We start from the raw sequence: 18,070 nt of genomic DNA on the forward strand, positions 1-18,070 counted from the left end.
GAGCGCGGCTCAGCAGCCGTCGAGGATCTTCTTCAGTGCGGCCTTCTCGGCGGAGTCCGCGGTCATGCCGTACTCATGCTTCACCCAGACCCACATCCGGGCGTACTCGCAGTGGTACGAGGTCTTCGGCGGCAGCCACTTCGCCGGGTCCTTGTCGCCCTTTTCCTGGTTGAGGTTGTCGGTGACGGCGATCAGCTGGGAGTGGGTGAGGTCGTTCGCCAGCTCCTTGCGGCGCTCGGTGGTCCACTGCGCGGCGCCGGACTTCCAGGCCTCGGACAGCGGCACGACATGGTCGATGTCGAGGTCGGCCGCGTTGGTCCAGGTCGCGTCGTCGTATGCCGAGACCCACTTGCCGCTCTTCGCCGCACAGCTGTCGTCCTGCTGCACGTCCGTGCCGTCACGCTTGAGCACCACCTCGCGGGTGTTGCAGTTCTTGCCCTGCTCGATCCAGTGCGGGAACTTGTCGCGGCTGTAGCCGTCCTGGGGGCCCTCGGCCTGTTCCTTGATGTCGGCGAGGTACGTCCGTGCGGTGGCCGCGTCCGGCGGGCTGGGCGGTGCTGCCTGGGCGGTCTGTCCGCTGAGTACCAGCGTGCAGACCAGTGCCGCGGCCGATCCGGCGGCGAGCGAAACGCGACGCGCGTAGACCTTTTTCATCGAAACTCCCGGAATGTGGGGGGGAAGTTGCCGTGTGGTGCCGACCCATGGTGGCGATGTGGGGTTTCCACAGGATGGGCACCAGGTAACAGAGTGGCGACATGCCCACGTCAGTTCAAGGGGAGCTGACGGGGCGCCATAAATGCATCACGGCACTCCGGTTGAGTCGCCCCCGCGCACGCGCCCCTGTCGCCGCCCTACAGTGAGCGCGTGCTGCTGCCGGTCAACGCCACCCTCGGGGTCGTTCTCGCCGTCCTGCTGACCGCCGCCGTGGCCCTTGCCGCGGTGGCGCGCCTCGGCCACGCACGGGCCATCGCCGTCGCCGGACTGCGCGCGGCCGCCCAACTCGCCGCCGTCTCCTACCTCATCGGCTGGGTGGTGCACGCCCTCCCCTGGCTGCTGTGTTTCCTCGCGCTGATGTTCGTGGTGGCCGTACGGACCGCCGGCCGCCGGATCACCCAAAACCACACCTGGTGGTGGGCCGCCGCGCCGATCGCCGCCGGGGTCGTGCCGGTCGTCGTTCTGCTGCTGCTCACCGGCCTGGTGCCGCCGCGCGGTCTGACCCTCGTCCCCGTCGCGGGCATCCTCATTGGCGGCGCGCTGACCGCCACCGTCCTGGGCGGACGGCGGGCGCTGGACGAGCTGGAGACCCGGCGCGGCGAGTTCGAGGCGGGCCTCGCGCTGGGACTGCCGGACCGCGACGCGCGGATGGAGGTCGCCCGCCCGGCCGCCTCGGACGCGCTGCTGCCGGGGCTCGACCAGACCCGGACCGTGGGATTGGTCACACTCCCCGGTGCGTTCGTCGGCATGCTGCTGGGCGGCGCGTCCCCCGTGCAGGCAGGTGCGGTGCAGTTGTTCGTGCTGGTCGCCCTGCTGGCGGTGCAGGCGGCGGCCTGTGCGACGGTGCTGGAACTGGTCGCGCGCGGACGGCTGCACCGCGTACCCTTGACGGCAGCAGAAGGGGAGTAGCTCTCTGCCGGACCGTCGACATACTGCCCTCCCGTCGCCCGACCATCTCTGGTGGAGCGCGTTCCGCGCGCTGAGACGACGTGGAGAGCCGGCGCCCGGAGCCCGGTACGGACACGTACCGCGCCAGCGAGACCTTCGGCCGCAGTGTTTGACGCTGCCGTGCCGAAGCGACCCCCTTCCCGGGCCCCTTTGGTGCGGCCCGACCGATCGAGGTATGCCACCCCGTGTTCAGCCTTACCGTCGCCGCCGTCGTCTTCGGCGTCGTCTTCCTCGCCGAGCTGCCCGACAAGACCGCCCTGGCGGGTCTGATGCTCGGCACCCGCTACCGCGCTTCGTACGTCTTCGTCGGCGTCGCCGCGGCCTTCCTCGTGCATGTGGCGCTCGCCATCGCCGCCGGCAGCGTGTTGACGCTGCTGCCGCACCGCCTGGTACAGGGTGTGGTCGGCGTCCTCTTCCTGGCCGGCGCCGCGGTGCTGCTGTTCCGGAAGGGCGATGACGAGGAAGAGGTGAAGAAGCCCGCCGACCAGAGCTTCTGGAAGGTCTCCGGGGCGGGCTTCATGATGATCCTGGTCGCCGAGTTCGGTGATCTGACCCAGATCATGACCGCCAACCTCGCGGCCCGTTACGACGACCCGCTCTCGGTCGGTGTCGGTGCCGTCCTGGCCCTGTGGGCGGTGGCGGGCCTGGGCATCCTGGGCGGCCGTACGCTCATGAAGTATGTGCCGCTGGGGCTGATCACGAAGATCGCGGCGGGTGTGATGCTGCTGCTGGCGGGCTTCAGCCTGTACGAGGCGATCGCCGGCTGAGACGTTCGCGGGCCGAGTCGTTCGCAGGACGCGACGGGCGAGGGGGCCGGGGACGCTTTGCCGGCGCCCCCGGCCCCTCGCCCCGCGTCGGGTGTGGGCTCTCAGCCCGTGATGTGCACGGCGATCATGCCGTCCGGCAGCGCCTCGACGCGGATGCCGGTGAGGTCGCTTACCTGCGCGGTGGGCGCGAACGCGACGGCCCGGTCGCCGACGCCGACCACGCGCATCCCGGCCGCCCGCCCCGCCTCGATGCCCGCCTGGGAGTCCTCGAACACCAGGCAGTCCTCGGGGGCGTACCCCAGCTCGGCGGCGCCCTTGAGGAAGCCCTCCGGATCGGGCTTGCTGGCGCTCACGCTCTCCGCCGTGATCCGCACGGCCGGCATGGGCAGCGCGGCCGCGCCCATCCGGGCGTCGGAGAGCGGGATGTCGGCGGAGGTCACCAGGGCGTGCGGGAGCGTGGCGAGGGCGGCCATGAAGGCAGGCGCGCCGGGGACCGGCACCACGCCGTCCGTGTCCGACGTCTCCTGTGTCAGCATCCGGCGGTTGTCCGCCATGTTGAGCTCCATCGGGCGGTCCGGGAGCAGCGCGGCCATGGTGGCCCAGCCCTGCCGGCCGTGGACGACCTTGAGGACCTCCTCCGCGTCCAGCTCCTGCTCGGCCGCCCAGCGGCGCCAGCAGCGCTCGACGACGGCCTCGGAGTTCACGATCGTGCTGTCCATGTCCAGCAGCAGGGCGCGGGCGGTGAGCGTGGTGGTGGCCGTCATCGGCGGGCTCCTGGGCGCTACGGGCATACGGACGGTGCGGCCGCATGCGGACGGTGCGGATCGCGCATGGGAAAACAACGTGGCCCCGCCCGCCGGTCAGGGAGTGCGGGCGGAGCCACTTTGTTTCTTCACGATACAAAACGGATCCGGGTCTCGACAACCGGGCCTGGTCAGCGCGGCGCCACGGGCCGTCCGGCCCGGCCCGCCGGGCAGCCCCTACGGCTCGCGCGTGCGGGACTCCAGGGACGCTCTGGTCCGCGTGCCGTAGACGCCGTCGGGGTCGCCCGCCACCCCGTAGGCCTGCTGGTAGCGGGATACGGCGGCCCGTACCTCCGCGCCGTAGTGCCCGTCGTCCGGGCCGGTATAGACGGCCAGTTGGCGCAGCCGCCCCTGTAACTCCGCCACCTCCGGGCCGTCGGCGCCCTCGCGCAGCACGATCGGCCCCGTCGGCGGAGCGCTGGGGCCGTGGCTGCCGGGGGAGTCCGTGACGCTGCCGGATGCCCGGGTGGGAGCGGGAGGCGCGGGGCTCGTGGTGCGGTGGCGCTTCTCGGTGGCCGTGGGGGAGCGGAGCCCGGTCGCGTCCGGTGACGGTGAGCGGGCCGCGGAGCGGGAGGGGGCGGCGTCGCTCCGGGTGGGGGCGGCCGCGCCGTCGGTGGGGAAGCCGGCGCTGGGGGAGACGGTGCCGAGGTCGGGCGGCGCCGCCCGGTCGTGGGAGCCGCCGGACAGCGCATCGGTGGTGATCAGGACCGCGGCGGCGGCCACCGCGGCTCCGGCGGCCGCCAGTACGGCCGATAACGCGCGCGGACGGCGAGGGGGCCGGAGCAAGGGGCCGGCGGACGGCTCCCCCTCCGACGCGCGGAACGTCCGGGAGGCCGGGCCGGGGCGGCGGCGCGCACGGGGCAGCAGGGGCGGCCCGGAGGCGGAGCCGGAGCCCAAGCCGGAGTCGGCGGAGGCGGGAGAAGGCAGAGAGGCGGGCGCCGGGGCCGCGGTGTCCGCCGGGACGGACAAGGGGACCGGTCCGGTGGCGGAACCGCGGGCGGGGGAGGGGGTGTCCGCAGGTGAGGGTGCGTCGGCTCGGTGCACGGCCGCGTCCACCCCGGGTAAGTCCTCCAGCCGGTCACCCCCGCTGAGGGAGGGCCAGCCCCTCCCGTCGTCGTACGGGGCGCCGCCCGGACCGTCATTGCACGCGGCGCCGCCCGAGTCGTTGTCCTCGTCCTCGTCCGGCAGTGACACGTACGGCCGAATGCGCAGCGGGTCAAAGTCCTCCGCGTCGGCCGCCGCACACAGGCAGGTGGGGTGGCCGCCGCCGCGTACGGGGGCGGAGCAGTGCGGGCATGTCCGTGCCGTCACGAGCGGTCCCCTCCCTGGAGGCCTCGAACCGGCAGCGATTATCCAGAGGCCGCACCCGTTCGCGCAGGCACTCGAACACATCCGTACGGCAGGCCCCCGGTGTCCCCTGAACGGCCCCGGATACCGGACGCCGTTCGGCGGGCCATATCAGGCCGAACCGCCCAGGATGGAAGAAGCCCGAAGGGCGGTCCACTACGGAAAGGGCAGCCTGGCGGAACACAGAGGGAGAGCTCATGGCGCAGGACACCAGCGCTCCTGCCGTCCCTGGGGAGGACCGGTCCCGGCGGACGGTCCTCGTCGCGATCGGCGCGCTGTTGCTCGGCATGCTCCTTGCGGCGCTCGACCAGACCATCGTTGCCACCGCGCTGCCCACGATCGTCAGCGAGCTCGGCGGCCTGGACCACCTCTCCTGGGTGGTCACCGCCTACCTTCTGGCCGCGACGGCCGCGACACCCCTGTGGGGCAAGCTCGGTGACCAGTACGGCCGCAAGAAACTGTTCCAGACCGCCATCGTGATCTTCCTGATCGGCTCGGTGCTGTGCGGTGTCGCGCAGAACATGGGGGAGCTGATCGCCTTCCGGGCCCTCCAGGGGCTGGGCGGCGGCGGTCTGATCGTGCTGTCGATGGCGATCGTCGGCGATATCGTGCCGCCCCGCGAACGCGGCAAGTACCAGGGGCTGTTCGGCGGCGTCTTCGGCGCTTCGAGCGTCCTCGGCCCGCTGCTCGGCGGGCTGTTCGTGGACCACCTCAGCTGGCGCTGGGTGTTCTACATCAACATCCCCGTCGGCATCGTCGCGCTCGCCGTCATCGCCGCCGTGCTGCACATTCCGCGCCGCCGCACCCGGCACCGGATCGACTACCTGGGCACCGCCCTGATCGCCGCGGTCGCCGCCTGCTTCGTCCTGATGACCTCGCTCGGCGGCGTCAGCTACCCCTGGGGCTCCTGGCAGATCGTGGGATGCGGCGTGCTCGGCGTCGTGCTGCTGGGCGTGTTCCTCGCCGTCGAGAGCCGGGCCGCCGAACCCGTGCTGCCGCTGCGCCTGTTCCGGAGCCGCAGCTTCACACTGACCTCCGTCATCGGCTTCATCGTCGGCTTCGCGATGTTCGGATCGATGACGTATCTGCCGACGTTCCTACAGGTCGTGCAGGGGGTTTCCCCGACGCTGTCCGGGGTCCACATGCTGCCCATGGTGGTCGGCATGCTGCTGGCCTCCACCGGCTCCGGGCACATCGTCAGCCGCACCGGCCACTACAAGGCCTTCCCGATCGCCGGCACCGGCGTCGTGGCCCTCGGCCTGCTGCTTCTGCACCAGCTCGACCGGTCCAGCGGCTTCGGCGAGATGAGCGCCTACTTCTTCGTCTTCGGCTTCGGACTCGGCCTGGTCATGCAGGTGCTGGTGCTCATCGCGCAGAACGCCGTCGCCTACCAGGACCTGGGTGTCGCCACCTCCGGCGCCACATTCTTCCGCTCCATCGGTGGCTCGTTCGGCGTGTCCCTCTTCGGCACGATCTTCACCAACCACCTCCGTCCGCGGATCGCCGAGGCGCTCTCCGGGTCGCAACTGCCGCCGGGCATCGCCCCGTCCACGATCGCCGAGGACCCGCGGACCGTCGCCCGGCTGCCGGCCGGGCAGGCGGCCGGGGTCCTCAACGCCTACGCGGTCTCGATCACCGATGTCTTCCTCTACGCCGTCCCGGTCGTCCTGATCGCGTTCGCCCTGGCCTGGTTCCTCAGGGAGGAGCCGCTGCGCAGCAGCGTCACCGCCCCCGACACCAGCGAGGTGCTCTCCTCCAACCCCGTCGAACGGTCCTCGCGCGACGAATGCGCCCGCGCGCTGTCCAAACTCGGCAGCAGGGAAGGCCGTAAGCACATCTACGAGAAGATCACTGCACGGGCCGGACTGGACCTCAAACCGGCCGCCGGCTGGCTGATCCTGCGCATCCACCGCCACGGCACGGTGGAACCGGCGCTGCTCGCCGAACGCAGCACGGTGCCGCTCGGCGTGATCGCCGAGAGCATCCGCCAGATCGAGGAACGCGGACTCGCCACCCGTGACGGGCTGCTGCTGCGGCTCACCGACCGCGGCCGGGAGACCGCCGACCGGCTCTCGGCGGCCCGCCAGCAGTCGCTCGCGGAGATGCTGGGCGACTGGTGGACCAGGGACCGGCCCACCGACCTCACCGAACTCGTCCGGGAGCTGACGGCGGAACTGTGCGGCTCGGACGCGGAGGAGCCGCACAACGGCGACGCCCGGCCGCTGTTGCCACGCACCCATCCGCCCGCACCGCAGCCGCCGGACCTGGCGAAGTGAGGGCGGGGGTGATGGCCGCGGGGGGATGACCGTGGTGGTGATCTGACCACGGTCGTGAACGGAATACTGCCGGTGGGCAGACGGCGGGCCGGTCAGCCCGTCAACGGGCCCGTGTCCGCTTCCACGTCCAGCCGCTTCTCGAAGTAGACCTCCGCGTAAGGGTCGTCGTGGTACGGATCGATCTCCGTGAAGCCGTGCCGCCGGTAGAGCGCGACGGCCTCCACCAGGTCCAGCCGGGTGTCGAGCCGGACCCGCTCGGCGCCCAGCTGTGCCGCGGCCCTCTCGGCGGCCGTGAGCAGCGCGCCCGCACCGCCCCGGCCGCGCCGGGCGGGCCGTACGAACATCTGCTTGAGCTCCGCGGTCCGTGCGTCCAGCAGCCGCACTCCGACACAGCCCGTCACCGCCTCGCCGTGGCGGGCCACCAGCAGCACGCCGTTCGGCGGCGTCAGATCGGCGCTGGGGTACTCCGCCACGCCCTCGTCGATCTCCTCCGGCGTCGAGCGGCGGCCCTCGTGCAGCGCGAAATAGCGGTCGGCCACCTCGGTGTAGTACTCGCGCAGCAGCGCCTCGGCGTCCGGCGAGCCGACCGGCTCGGCGGTGACGGTCCAGGGGAGACGGAGGGTGGCGGCGTCACTCATGGCGCCATTGTCGCGGACGGGGTGGCACGCGGCGCAACGGATTTGAGTGACGCCGCCGAGGGCGGTCAGCCCTGCTTCGGCCCGGTCTGCTGCACCACCTCGAAGGACCACAGGGTGGAACCGGACGCGGCGGGCTTGGGACGCTCGCCGCCCTCGGCGCCGGCGCCCTGCTGGTGCGCGGCCTTCATCGGGCCCTCCATCCACGCCTGGAACGACTCCTCGTCCCGCCACCGGGTGTAGACGAGGTACTGGTCGGTGCCCTCCACGGGGCGCAGCAGCTCGAACCACTCGAAGCCGTCCGAGGAGTCCACCGTGCCGGCACGGGACGCGAAGCGCTTCTCCAGGACCTCGCGCTGTTCGGCGGGCACGGACAGTACATTGATCTTCACGATGCTCATACCGCCCATCGTGCCGCATGGTGCGAAAGGGGCGCAGGCCAGGGCCGAAAGGCACGGCCGCTCAGCCGTGCAGCTTCAGTCCCTTGGTGATTTTGTCGACGATGCCGCGCGGGCCGTAAACGGCGAGTCCCACCAGATCGAGGCTGTCGATAGAAGTTCGTGCAAGTTGCTGGCACGCGGAGGTGATCACGCACAAGCTCGGACATGTCGATCGTCACCCAAGGCAGCGGAGGTCACCATGGCTTTGCACCGGCTGGGCAAGGACCCCGAGAGTCCCAACAACGGTTCACCCACTGTGTACCTGGACGACGAGACCGGAAACTACGTCCTGCAAGGATGGCGGGTCACGGACGCTGAGCGGCTCGCCCAAATGGACATCCCGGCTCATGAAACCGTGATCGAGTTCCCCAGGCGCATGATGCAGTTCTTCCCGGAGGTGAGCGACGGTGCCGACGTTTGAGGATCTGTTCCGGTCGGCCCAGCACAGCGCGTGGCACTTCGAGGCCAGGGACGCATACGCGCTGGATGAGGACTACCTGGAGTGGACGGCGGGCAACCACTTCGATCCCTCCGAACGCTGGCCGTGGTGGATCGATCTGGTCTCCGCTTCGGTGACCCGTGGCGTGGATGTGTGCCGTGCACGCGTCGTGTCGGAACCCGTCTCCGCCTACATCCGGTATGAGCACGCACTCACCAGCGGGCACAATGCCAAGGCCGGCGAGTCGGTGCGCTGGCTGCCCCGTCGGCAAGCGTCCTCACTGCTGCTGCCGGGTAACGACTGCTGGGTGTTCGACCGGACATCCGTGCTGTTCAACCACTTCAACGGTGATGGCGAGATGACCGGCGAAGAGCTGGTGACCGACCCCGCCGTGGTGCGCGCGTGCGTGTCGGCGTTCGAAGCGATCTGGGAACGGGCCACCCCCCACGACGCGTACCGGCCGATCTGACGGCTCTCACTCGGAACCCTCGAACGTGACTTCATCGTCCAGTGTCCGGCAGGCCCGAGAGGCCCTGGGCAAGCGCCTGCGCGAGATGCGGAAGGACTCGGGTCTGACAGCGCGGGAGCTGGCCGCTCGGGCCGGCTGGCATGAGAGCAAGTGCAGCCGCATCGAAAACGGCCGCACTGGGCCGTCTGACGAGGACCTGCGGGTGTGGACGCTGCACTGTGGTGCGGAGGGGCAGACGGCTGACTTGATCGCCACCGCGCGCAATATCGACGGTGCGCATGTCGAGTGGCGACGCATGGAGCGGTCCGGACTCCGTCGGGCACAAGAGTCGGTCATCCCCCTGTGGGAACGAACGCGGCACTTCCGCGCCTACTCGTCGTGGCTGATCCCCGGCCCCCTCCAGACCCGTGCATACATCGAGGCACTCCTCAGGACGATTCGTGACCGGCGTGCCCTGCCTGACGATCTGGAGGAAGCCGTCCAAGTCCGCGTGGACAAGCAGCGCATCTTGCACGAGGGGCCACGCCGCTTCGCTCTGATCCTGGAGGAGAGCGCACTGCGACACCGGATCGGCGGCCCTGCGACCATGGCCGGTCAGCTCGGACACCTGCTGTCGCTGGCCACACTGCCCAACGTCAGCCTTGGCGTGATCCCGCTGAACGCGGACCGTACCGCGCTATGGCCGGTGGAAGACTTCTGGATCTTCGATGACGCTCAAGTCAACATTGAGCTGGTGTCCGCATTCCTCACCATCACCCAGCCGCACGAAATCAGCATGTACGCCCATACCTTCGCGGACCTGGCCGACTTGGCGGTCTACGGGGCATCGGCACGGGCTCTGATCACCGCGGCGATCGACTCTCTCGGGTGAGCGCGCGCAAGTTCGCACAAGTTCGTTGAGGCCAACTCTCCATCATTCCTAGCTTGTTGCCATACAGGTGACATCTGAGTGAATGACGGAGAGGCCGTGATCAGCCTGATTTGGTACACCCAACCGCCCGTGGAGCTGCCGCTCGACGGCTGGCTGCTGGAGGGCGAACCGGTCCCTGATTGCAAAGTGTGTGCCGCCCTGGACCTCCAGCGGAGCTGGGCGCGGAAGCGGAACGACTGGGCGGCCGCATGCGCTGCTGCTCGGGAGATCAGGAACCACGGCCGTGGGCACGATGAGGCGGCATAGTGCACCCGAGCCGGCCACGTCGGACGCTGACAGCGCCGAGGGCTGGTGTGGGCACCACTCGGCGGACCCCTCGATCCGCGCTCGGATGCGGTGCCTCGTGAAGGTGCTACCGCGCCCGTTTCCGTGCCTCGGCTACTGCGCCAAGAGCGTCGGTGAATGCTCTGCCGACAGGGCCACGCGCCGGCCGACGCGTCCGCCAGGTGGCTGTGCCACGTGTGCGCAGTGATGGCCGGCGCTTAAGACTCCCGCCCCGGCGGCGGAAACCTGGACAGTCGAGCAGCCGGAGCGGGTGACCAACCGCAGGGAATCCCTGCGGCCCTACGGGCCATGCCTTCGACGGTACGGCGGCATGGCCCCGCACGGAAGAGGAGGTTGGTGGATGAGCGTCGTAGCCGCTGAGACATACGAGACGCGCAAGCCCGACGCCGAAGGCTGGCGCGGAGTGCCGTTCCGGCATCCGGCCGACATGGAGGTGGACGGCGGCAAACACGACGGCGGGCCCATGCCCCCGGAGGCGCCCCGCGAGCCCGCCCCGCAGGGAGGCGGCGGCGAGTAGCCCCTGACGGCCGGCGTGGCTGGCTGAACCGCCCCCGCCCGTACGCTGCGCGGTACGCGCCACACGGGCGGGGCACGGCCGCTCAGCCGTGCAGCTTCAGTCCCTTGGTGATTTTGTCGACGATGCCGCGCGGGCCGTAAACGGCGAGTCCCACCAGATCGAGGCTGTCGTACAGCGCGGTCGGCACGGCACGGCTGAGCGCACGGGCATGCGTGCGGGTCAGCGCGCCGGCATCGGCGGTGTAGCACAGCACCGGCTCCCGGAGCAGCGCCAGATAGTCGTGGCCGGAGGCGTCCTCGTAGCGCTTGCCCATGATGTCGCCGGAGGCGTGCGCGATACCGCTCGCGAGGAACGCGGTGACGTTCAGCTTCTGCCAGACGGCGAGGTCCTCCCGGACGATCACGGCGATCTTGGTGTCGAAGCGGGGAGCGGCCGGGGCCGTGCGGGGGGTTGCGGTGGCGCTCGGTGTGCTCGGTGCGGTCGTCATAGGGGGAGTCTCGTCCGGCATCCGGACTGCCGTATTGAACGCTGGTGCGGCGCGGCAGACTGGGGTGATGAGCACGAAGCAGGACGGGGACTGGGCGCGGTACTGGCGCGATCCGGACCGGCCCCTGGAGGCGATGCACGCGCACTTCGTCCGGCATGTCTTCCACCCGCACAGCCATGACGCCTATTCGTTCGCCGTGACGGAGACCGGCGCCCAGCGCTTCACCTGCCGCGGTGCGGGCCACACCAGCGCCGCCGGCATGGTGATGGCGTTCAACCCGGACGACCCGCACGACGGGGAGTCCGCCGTCGAACTCGGCTTCACCTACCGGATCATGCACATCGGCCCGGACGTCGTACGCGCCGTGCTCGACGATGTGACCGACGGCCGGGGCGCCATGCCGCTGTTCGACCGCCCGGTGGTCGACGACCCGGTGCTGGCCCGCGCGCTGCGCAGACTGCATCCGGCGCTGGTCGGCGGGGCGGAACCCCTCGTACGGGAGGAGCGGCTCACCGCGGCCGTCGAGGCCATGGTGCGGCGCAATGCGTGCCGCGGCGTCGCGAGTGCCGGGCCGCGCGAACTGCCCGTGGGCGCACAGGCCGGGGCGGCCCGCCGGGTGCGCGATCTGCTCATGGCGGCCTACGACCAGCCGCTGACCGCCCAGGAACTCGCCGATGCCGCGGGGTGCAGCCGCTTTGCGCTCTACCGGGCGTTCCGGGCCGAGTACGGCATGGCGCCCAGTGACTTCCAGCGGCTGCTGCGACTGCGCCGTGCCCGCGCCCTCCTCGTCGACGGCCGTGCCACGTCCGAAGCCGCCACCGAGGCGGGCTTCGCCGACCAGGCCCATTTCCACCGCTGGTTCGTGCGCTGCTTCGGCGTCACACCGGGGGCGTTCCGCCGGGCCGGTGCGCGGGCCTGAGACGGGGCGCGGGGGTGAGGGGCGCCGTGCGTGGGCGCAGGGGGCGGGTCGGCGGGTGGATGTAGGGCACGGACAGTCGCACGGAGGTGAAGGAACCGGCCCGTTGCGCCGGCCCGTTGCGCCGGCCCGTTGCGCCGGCCCCGTCACCCCAGCGGCGGTGGCACCCGCACCACAGCGGGCGGCTGGGCGTCGCCGGATCGGCGTCTGCGCAGTCCGATCAGCAGCGCGGCAGCCGCGAGCAGCAGCACCTGTAGTCCGCCGGCCGTCAGCAGCCAGGCCGGGACGCCGCCCACCACCAGCAGCGAATCGGTGTAAGTGATCCGTTGGTACGGGGTGTCCCCGGCGGCGCGGAGGAGTTCGTGGTCGCCGGTGATGCGATGGGGCTGCGGGAAACGCTGGTCGATGGCGGTCAGGAACGTCCGGCGCGGGCCGCTGAGGTCGCGCAGCGCCCCCTCGGGTGTGATCCGCCCCGCGAAGAAGACCTCGGGCCTGGTCCCGCCGATGGCGCTGCGCGGCTCCATCCGGTGGGGTGCGAGCACGTAAAGACCCAGCGACTGCGGTGTCTTGGCGAGACGGGAGAGCCGCATGGGGTAGATGAGCCGGTCGCTGGCGAAGGACAGCCGCAACGGTTCGAGGGCCCCCGTCAGCGGGCGGTGGGCTTCGGCCGGGGCCAGCCGGATGGCCACGTACTCCCATCGCTGCTGCACATACGGGCGCAGCGCGCTCGCGAGGGAGGCGGGGAGCTGGAAACCATGGGATTTCAGCCAGTTGCGCAACGCCGCCGGATCGGTGGCGGTCAGCCGGGCGACGTCGAAGGGCCCCAGACGCTCACGGCCGACCACGCCGACTCCCGGGCCGCGGGCGCCGGAAGGGGGCGCCGCTGCCCCGTCGTACGTCCCGCCGAACGGCCAGTCGCCGCTGCGGGGCCAGAAGTAGTGGCGCTCCTCGACGGCCGGTGCGGTCAGGGTGCTGAGCCGGTCGAACAGCTCGCGGTCGCCGAGCCGGACGGCGGCCCGGTGCGGTACCGGCATGATCCACGCGGCGTCCGGCGCCGTGCCGTCCACCGTCAGGCTCATGACGATCTGCTCCGACTTCCCGTCCCAGTGCACCACCGAGGTCTCGCGGTTCACCGCCATGGTCGTCTTCGGGTCGTGCACCATGGCGCCGCAACCACAGGCGTACGCCGGCCTGGCCAGCGACACCAACTGCACGGCCAGCAACATCAGCACCACCAGCAGCGCCCGCCGCCGCCCCGTAGTGGCGCGCACCGCGGCAGCCGCGTCCGTCCCCCTGCCCCTCATCCGTCCCCCGATCAGCACTCGCCGCTCCACGTGGCCGGCAGCGACACAGACGGCGACGGCGGTACGGCTGGTTCCGCCCGGCCGTGACGCCCCTGAACTCCGCGCCGTGCCATGGAAGAACGCCGAGGGCCCGGCCGGAAAGATCCGGCCGGGCCCTCGTATGCCCAAAGGGGAGTGCTGCGTGTCAGGCAGCCGAGTCGGCCGTGGCCGGACGGCGGGCCGCACTGCGGATCTCGCGCGCCTCCGCCTCGGTCTCGACGGCCGGCGGGGAGCCGGGCAGCGGCTTGCGGGCGCTCTCCGACATCAGCAGAACGGCGATGCCGCCGATCACGGCCGCCGCCATCATGTAGTAGGCGGGCATCATCGTGTTGCCGGTCGCGCCGATCAGGGCCGTGACCACCAGCGGCGTCGTACCACCGAAGAGCGACACGGAGACGTTGAAGCCGATCGACAGGGAGCCGTAGCGGACCTTGGTCGGGAACAGCGCGGGCAGCGTGGACGGCATCGACGAGGTGAAGGTGACCAGCAGCAGTCCGAGCGCGGCCATGCCCAGCGCGATGGCGACCAGCGACCCCTGCCGGATCAGCAGCAGGGCGGGGACGGACAGCACCAGGAAGCCGATGCAGCCCGCGGCGATGACCGGGCGGCGGCCGAAGCGGTCGGTGAGCCGGCCCGCGAACGGCTGGACGCCCATCATCAGGACCATCACTGCCAGCACGACCAGCAGCCCGTGCGTCTCGTCGTACTTCAGCTCCGAGGTCAGATAGCTCGGCATGTACGACAGCAGCATGTAGTCCGTGACGTTGAAGACCAGGACCAGTCCGACGCACAGCAGCAGCGACCGCCACTGACCGAAGATCATCTCGCGGACGCCGATCCGCTTCTCGGCCTCGCGGCGCGCCTTCTCCTTCGTCCGCGCTTCCTTCTCCAACTGGGCGAAGGCCGGGGTCTCTTCGAGCCGCATCCGCAGGTAGAGGCCGATGATGCCCATCGGTCCGGCGATCAGGAACGGGATGCGCCAGCCCCAGGAGTTCAGGTCCTCGGTGGACAGCAGCGCGGTCATCAGCGTGACCAGGCCGGCACCGCCGACATAGCCGGCGAGGGTGCCGAACTCCAGCCAGCTGCCGAGGAATCCGCGCTTCTTGTCGGGCGCGTACTCGGCGATGAAGGTGGAGGCGCCGCCGTATTCGCCACCGGTGGAGAAGCCCTGTACCAGGCGGGCGACGAGCAGCAGGATGGGCGCCCCGACGCCGATGGAGGCATAGGACGGGATCAGGCCGATGGCGAAGGTGCCCGCCGCCATCATGATCATGGTGATGGCGAGGATCTTCTGCCGGCCGATCCGGTCACCGAGCGGCCCGAAGACCATGCCGCCGATGGGGCGGACCAGGAACGCCGCCGCGAACGCTCCGAACGTCGACAGCAACTGCGCGGTCGGATTCCCGGACGGGAAGAAGACGTGTCCGAGGGTGACCGCGATGTAGCTGTACACGCCGAAGTCGAACCACTCCATCGCATTGCCGAGCGCGGCCGCCGACACGGCACGTTTGACCATCACGGGGTCGACGACGGTCACGTCGCCCGATGTCTGGTACGCCGGATCCGCCTTCCGGTCCTCCTGGGGATCGGGTGCGGTATCGGCACGGCTGCCGACGGGGTGACGGGGCCCGGGTGCGACGGGGGAATGCGTCGGCACGTGTTCGCTCGCCTGCGCTCTCTTTGGACGACAACATGACTACGCCCGCCATGGGGTGGCGGGCCGCGGCCCGCCATGCGGCGGCGGGCAAAGGTCGACCATAGGGGCAGACCGGATCATCACGGACAGTGCGCGGTCGACCGCGCAGGTGGCCGTATACCCGCTCCTTGCAGGGGAAACGCCCTTTCGCGAAGCAATCCACGGCACTTATGCCTGTGATCCATATCGCGGTGATCCGCTGCAACCGTCGGGCGATTGTGAGGTGTGTCACGGGATATGTCGCGGGGTGGACTGCGTGCCGTAGGGCGGCCCCGGGGGCGGGAGTGTCGCAGCAGGGGCGGTATGGGTATGTGTGCGATGTGCGGGTGGTCCGGACGCGAAAACGGCGCGGCGGCATACTCCCGACCGCCGCGCCGATGTGGATCGTCGCGTTCCCTCAAGGGTCAGCCATGGCCGCCCGCCCCGCCACTCGGGGGGCGCGCAGGCCGGGCCTCGGAACGGGCCCCGGAGTGGGCCTCGGCCGGGCCCGCGGGCGGCATCACGCCCCCGGGACTCCGCCGCCTCACGGCATCCACGCCTCGTACGACATCACCTCCCCCGACTTGATCTTGAACTCCGGCTCGTCCTTGGTGAAGGTCACCTCCAGCCCCAGGAGTTCGCCGGTGCGCGGATCGAAGATCACCATCTGGCGGGTGGAGTTCGTGGCGCCGTCGGGACCGTCGTACACGTACGCCTGCCCGCGCCGGCCCAGCCGGTCGGTGACCACACCCGCCTGCCGCAGCCCGCCCGCATCGGCCAGCATCCGGACGACGGCGGCCGTCTCCCGCGGGCCCGGGGTCCACTCCTGGCGGAAGGAGGAGAGCGCCGACAGGAGCTGCGGAGTCGTGCGGGTGCCGCCCGGCCCGCCGTACAGCCACGACAGCTGTTCGCGCAGCGCCGCGGGGTCGGTCGACGGCCTCGTGCGGGAGGCGAGGCCGCTGTGCTGGGCTTCCGAGCCCGCCGGATAGGTCTTCCGGTGCAGGACCTTCCCGTCTCTGACGGTCTGCCAGTGTCCGTCGTTGTCGTGGATCACCGGGCGGCCCGGATGCCGCGGGTCGGTGGCCACGACCAGCTCCGAGCCGCTCCCGTCGTCGTTCCAGTGGGTGATGCGCTCCTCGGGCACGGTGACGGGCGGCGCGGCGTCCGGGCCCGACTCCATGCTCATGTACCAGCTCTGGAGATGGCTGCCCCGGAGCGGGCCGTCCGCGGCACCGGCCGTGCGCGCCCTGGCCTCCGCCCTGCGGGCGAGGACATCCAGCGAGACGGACGGCGCATCGGCATGCAGGGGGAGGGCGACGGGCGCGGCGACGGCGGGGCCGCTGCCGGCGCCGGAAAAGGTGAGCGCCAAAGCGGCGGCACCGGCCAGCGACGCCGCGGTCAGGCCCATCACCAGACGGCGCCGGCGCACCGGACGCGGACGGCTGACGGGGGCGGCGCCGGACGTCAGCGCCTCCAGACGGGCCTCGGCCCGCGCCGTCAGCGGGCGGTCCCGCCAGGGCCCCTCGTCGGCGGAGAAGGGGTCGGCCTGCCGCAGCAGCTCCAGTTCCTCAGTCATGGCGGCGGCCTCCCGCTCGGGTCGGTACGGGGTGGGGGGAAATTCGGGACGGATGGGGGTGGGGGGAAGGGGGGCCGGGGGGTATCGGGTGTGGCGCCGACGCCGATGTCGATGTCGATGCCGATGCCGATGCCGATGCCGACCGCGGCGGTGACGACGGGGGTGGCGACGACGGGGGTGGCGACGAAGGCGGGGAAGGGGGCGTATCGGACCGCGGCGGGGGAGCGTCGGGCGGCCGGGTGTCGCCTCGCGGCCGCATCCGCTCGATCTGCGTTCGGAGCCGGCCGCGCGCCCGGTGCAGCCGCATGGCCGCCGCGCTCTGACCGCACCCGAGGGTCACCGCCAGTTCCTCGATGGTCAGTTCCTCCCAGGCCGTCAGCCGCAGCACCTCCTGGTCGGCGGGGGAGAGCCGGGCCAGCGCGTCGTGCACCCAGGAGCCGGGCCGCTCCGCGTCCGGACTGGCCACGGTCTGCCGCTGCTGCGCCGCCTCGTGGTTGCCGAGCCGGTGCAGCAGCCGCCGGTAGCGGCCTCGCCCCCGCACCGTATTGGCCAGACAGTTCCGGGCCACCCCGTACAGCCAGGGCAGCGGCGCGTCGGGGAGTTCGGCGCGGCGTCTCCAGGCTATGGAGAAGACCTCCGCCACCACTTCCTCGACCTCGTGGGCCTGCCCGTCCAGCCGCCGTGCCACAAAGCGGCTGACCGCCCAGTAGTGCGCGCGATAGGCCTCGGCGAAGGCGTCGTCCGTGCTCATGAACCCTTGGTGTCCGGCATGGCCCCGATCTTCACACCCTGCCGGGGTGAGACTTGCCACCGGCCGTCAGGGCCCTTTGCGCCTCGCCGGCGGTGACGTTCGCGGTGGCTCCGGACACCTACCGGGCATGAAGTTTCCCGTGAAGTGGCTGACGACCACCGACCACAAGACGATCGGCACGCTCTACCTGGTCACCGCGTTCGCCTTCTTCTGCCTCGGCGGAGTGATGGCGCTGCTGATGCGCGCCGAACTGGCCCGCCCCGGCCACCAGATCATGTCGAACGAGCAGTTCAACCAGGCGTTCACGATGCACGGCACGATCATGCTGCTGATGTTCGCGACGCCGCTGTTCGCCGGTTTCGCGAACTGGATCATGCCGCTTCAGATCGGCGCGCCCGACGTGGCCTTTCCCCGGCTGAACATGTTCGCCTACTGGCTCTATCTCTTCGGTTCGCTGATCGCGGTGGGCGGATTTCTGACGCCTCAAGGGGCGGCGGACTTCGGCTGGTTCGCCTATGCGCCGCTCTCCGATTCCGTGCGTTCCCCCGGTATCGGTGCCGATATGTGGATCATGGGTCTGGCCTTCTCGGGCTTCGGCACGATCCTCGGTTCGGTCAACTTCATCACGACGATCATCTGCATGCGGGCGCCTGGCATGACGATGTTCCGGATGCCGATCTTCACCTGGAACGTGCTGCTGACCGGTGTGCTGGTTCTGCTGGCCTTCCCGGTGCTGGCGGCGGCGCTGTTC

20 protein-coding genes and 1 pseudogene are annotated in these 18,070 nt (G+C 70.9%); 10 read left to right on the top strand and 11 right to left on the bottom strand.

The annotated features are described in order from the left end of the window. Nucleotides 1-9: 9 nt before the first annotated feature. Nucleotides 10-654 (bottom strand): HNH endonuclease family protein, encoded by a 645-nt coding sequence (locus IF67_RS0131695; RefSeq protein ID WP_030991533.1) that lies wholly within the window; start codon nucleotides 652-654, stop codon nucleotides 10-12. A gap of 210 nt (nucleotides 655-864) precedes the next feature. Here IF67_RS0131695 and IF67_RS0131700 point away from each other — a divergent pair, with 210 nt between their 5' ends. Next, nucleotides 865-1,623, top strand: a complete 759-nt coding sequence (locus tag IF67_RS0131700; protein WP_030991535.1) for an ABC transporter permease — start codon at nucleotides 865-867, stop codon at nucleotides 1,621-1,623. Nucleotides 1,624-1,847: 224 nt separating this feature from the next. After that, nucleotides 1,848-2,429, top strand: a complete 582-nt coding sequence (locus IF67_RS0131705) for a TMEM165/GDT1 family protein (protein WP_030991537.1) — start codon at nucleotides 1,848-1,850, stop codon at nucleotides 2,427-2,429. Between the two features lie 101 nt (nucleotides 2,430-2,530). Here the strand turns inward: IF67_RS0131705 and IF67_RS0131710 are convergent, their stop codons facing one another. Both IF67_RS0131710 and IF67_RS40520 read right to left on the bottom strand, forming a co-directional pair. Continuing rightward, entirely contained in the window at nucleotides 2,531-3,193 is a 663-nt protein-coding gene (locus tag IF67_RS0131710; protein WP_030991538.1) for an HAD-IA family hydrolase, read from the bottom strand. A gap of 216 nt (nucleotides 3,194-3,409) precedes the next feature. Next, nucleotides 3,410-4,543, bottom strand: a complete 1,134-nt coding sequence (locus tag IF67_RS40520) for a peptidoglycan-binding domain-containing protein (protein ID WP_051818808.1) — start codon at nucleotides 4,541-4,543, stop codon at nucleotides 3,410-3,412. A 233-nt stretch (nucleotides 4,544-4,776) separates the two neighbouring features. Between IF67_RS40520 and IF67_RS0131720 the strand changes: the two genes are divergently transcribed. Continuing rightward, nucleotides 4,777-6,855: an MDR family MFS transporter gene (locus IF67_RS0131720; RefSeq protein ID WP_030991542.1), complete on the top strand. Its 2,079-nt coding sequence runs from the start codon at nucleotides 4,777-4,779 to the stop codon at nucleotides 6,853-6,855. A gap of 92 nt (nucleotides 6,856-6,947) precedes the next feature. Here IF67_RS0131720 and IF67_RS0131725 read toward each other — a convergent pair whose 3' ends face one another. The 3 genes from IF67_RS0131725 to IF67_RS43295 form a co-directional block, all read right to left on the bottom strand. Beyond that, a complete protein-coding gene (locus tag IF67_RS0131725) occupies nucleotides 6,948-7,493 on the bottom strand; it encodes a GNAT family N-acetyltransferase (RefSeq protein WP_030991544.1) in 546 nt (181 codons plus the stop codon). Nucleotides 7,494-7,558: 65 nt separating this feature from the next. Continuing rightward, entirely contained in the window at nucleotides 7,559-7,891 is a 333-nt protein-coding gene (locus tag IF67_RS0131730; protein WP_030991546.1) for an antibiotic biosynthesis monooxygenase family protein, read from the bottom strand. Between the two features lie 61 nt (nucleotides 7,892-7,952). Continuing rightward, nucleotides 7,953-8,081: a DUF2000 family protein gene (locus IF67_RS43295; RefSeq protein WP_234341461.1), complete on the bottom strand. Its 129-nt coding sequence runs from the start codon at nucleotides 8,079-8,081 to the stop codon at nucleotides 7,953-7,955. A gap of 48 nt (nucleotides 8,082-8,129) precedes the next feature. Here IF67_RS43295 and IF67_RS0131735 point away from each other — a divergent pair, with 48 nt between their 5' ends. The 5 genes from IF67_RS0131735 (at nucleotide 8,130) to IF67_RS44425 (ending at nucleotide 10,571) form a co-directional block, all read left to right on the top strand. Next, a complete protein-coding gene (locus tag IF67_RS0131735; protein WP_030991547.1) occupies nucleotides 8,130-8,351 on the top strand; it encodes a hypothetical protein in 222 nt (73 codons plus the stop codon). After that, nucleotides 8,338-8,838: a DUF6879 family protein gene (locus tag IF67_RS0131740; RefSeq protein WP_030991549.1), complete on the top strand. Its 501-nt coding sequence runs from the start codon at nucleotides 8,338-8,340 to the stop codon at nucleotides 8,836-8,838. Before IF67_RS0131735 ends, IF67_RS0131740 begins: the two co-directional genes overlap by 14 nt. Nucleotides 8,839-8,863: 25 nt before the next feature. Then, complete coding sequence (locus tag IF67_RS0131745) at nucleotides 8,864-9,709, top strand: helix-turn-helix domain-containing protein (RefSeq protein ID WP_030991551.1); 846 nt, start codon at nucleotides 8,864-8,866, stop codon at nucleotides 9,707-9,709. Nucleotides 9,710-9,805: 96 nt separating this feature from the next. Beyond that, on the top strand, nucleotides 9,806-10,015 hold the full coding sequence (locus IF67_RS0131750; protein WP_030991552.1) for a hypothetical protein: 210 nt from the start codon (nucleotides 9,806-9,808) through the stop codon (nucleotides 10,013-10,015). 379 nt (nucleotides 10,016-10,394) lie between these two features. After that, nucleotides 10,395-10,571 carry a hypothetical protein gene (locus IF67_RS44425; RefSeq protein WP_199812806.1) on the top strand — a complete coding sequence of 59 codons (177 nt, stop codon included), beginning with the start codon at nucleotides 10,395-10,397 and terminating at the stop codon, nucleotides 10,569-10,571. Between the two features lie 82 nt (nucleotides 10,572-10,653). Here the strand turns inward: IF67_RS44425 and IF67_RS0131760 are convergent, their stop codons facing one another. Beyond that, nucleotides 10,654-11,058: a DUF2000 family protein gene (locus IF67_RS0131760; protein ID WP_078889748.1), complete on the bottom strand. Its 405-nt coding sequence runs from the start codon at nucleotides 11,056-11,058 to the stop codon at nucleotides 10,654-10,656. Nucleotides 11,059-11,125: 67 nt separating this feature from the next. On the opposite strand from IF67_RS0131760, the gene IF67_RS0131765 reads away from it, so the two are divergent. Continuing rightward, nucleotides 11,126-11,977, top strand: a complete 852-nt coding sequence (locus IF67_RS0131765) for an AraC family transcriptional regulator (RefSeq protein ID WP_030991554.1) — start codon at nucleotides 11,126-11,128, stop codon at nucleotides 11,975-11,977. A 143-nt stretch (nucleotides 11,978-12,120) separates the two neighbouring features. Here the strand turns inward: IF67_RS0131765 and IF67_RS0131770 are convergent, their stop codons facing one another. From IF67_RS0131770 to IF67_RS0131785, 4 genes and pseudogenes are all read right to left on the bottom strand, one after another. Next, complete coding sequence (locus IF67_RS0131770) at nucleotides 12,121-13,200, bottom strand: DUF2330 domain-containing protein (protein ID WP_030991555.1); 1,080 nt, start codon at nucleotides 13,198-13,200, stop codon at nucleotides 12,121-12,123. 262 nt (nucleotides 13,201-13,462) lie between these two features. Beyond that, the gene (proP, locus tag IF67_RS0131775; protein WP_030991556.1) at nucleotides 13,463-14,974 is read right to left on the bottom strand and encodes a glycine betaine/L-proline transporter ProP; all 1,512 of its coding nucleotides are present in this window, start codon (nucleotides 14,972-14,974) and stop codon (nucleotides 13,463-13,465) included. Between the two features lie 562 nt (nucleotides 14,975-15,536). Beyond that, on the bottom strand, nucleotides 15,537-16,568 hold the full coding sequence (locus tag IF67_RS0131780) for a CU044_5270 family protein (RefSeq protein ID WP_030991557.1): 1,032 nt from the start codon (nucleotides 16,566-16,568) through the stop codon (nucleotides 15,537-15,539). A 253-nt stretch (nucleotides 16,569-16,821) separates the two neighbouring features. After that, nucleotides 16,822-17,319 (bottom strand): annotated as a pseudogene (locus IF67_RS0131785) (RNA polymerase sigma factor); the annotation flags it as partial. 127 nt (nucleotides 17,320-17,446) lie between these two features. Between IF67_RS0131785 and IF67_RS0131790 the strand changes: the two are divergent. Beyond that, nucleotides 17,447-18,070 (top strand): cytochrome c oxidase subunit I (locus tag IF67_RS0131790; protein ID WP_234341463.1); only part of this gene is annotated, 624 nt, incomplete at its 3' end.

Origin of the sequence: Streptomyces sp. NRRL S-1813 (assembly GCF_000719605.1) — a bacterium.
GTDB lineage: Bacteria > Actinomycetota > Actinomycetes > Streptomycetales > Streptomycetaceae > Streptomyces > Streptomyces decoyicus.

Coding starts and splice junctions, on each gene's coding strand:
- IF67_RS0131765 (WP_030991554.1), top strand. CDS start 11,126: ATGAGCACGAAGCAGGACGGGGACTGGGCGCGGTACTGGCGCGATCCG.
- IF67_RS0131770 (WP_030991555.1), bottom strand. CDS start 13,200: ATGTTGCTGGCCGTGCAGTTGGTGTCGCTGGCCAGGCCGGCGTACGCC.
- IF67_RS0131720 (WP_030991542.1), top strand. CDS start 4,777: ATGGCGCAGGACACCAGCGCTCCTGCCGTCCCTGGGGAGGACCGGTCC.
- IF67_RS0131695 (WP_030991533.1), bottom strand. CDS start 654: ATGAAAAAGGTCTACGCGCGTCGCGTTTCGCTCGCCGCCGGATCGGCC.
- IF67_RS0131760 (WP_078889748.1), bottom strand. CDS start 11,058: ATGACGACCGCACCGAGCACACCGAGCGCCACCGCAACCCCCCGCACG.
- IF67_RS0131730 (WP_030991546.1), bottom strand. CDS start 7,891: ATGAGCATCGTGAAGATCAATGTACTGTCCGTGCCCGCCGAACAGCGC.
- IF67_RS0131725 (WP_030991544.1), bottom strand. CDS start 7,493: ATGAGTGACGCCGCCACCCTCCGTCTCCCCTGGACCGTCACCGCCGAG.
- IF67_RS0131710 (WP_030991538.1), bottom strand. CDS start 3,193: ATGACGGCCACCACCACGCTCACCGCCCGCGCCCTGCTGCTGGACATG.
- IF67_RS0131735 (WP_030991547.1), top strand. CDS start 8,130: ATGGCTTTGCACCGGCTGGGCAAGGACCCCGAGAGTCCCAACAACGGT.
- IF67_RS44425 (WP_199812806.1), top strand. CDS start 10,395: ATGAGCGTCGTAGCCGCTGAGACATACGAGACGCGCAAGCCCGACGCC.
- IF67_RS0131780 (WP_030991557.1), bottom strand. CDS start 16,568: ATGACTGAGGAACTGGAGCTGCTGCGGCAGGCCGACCCCTTCTCCGCC.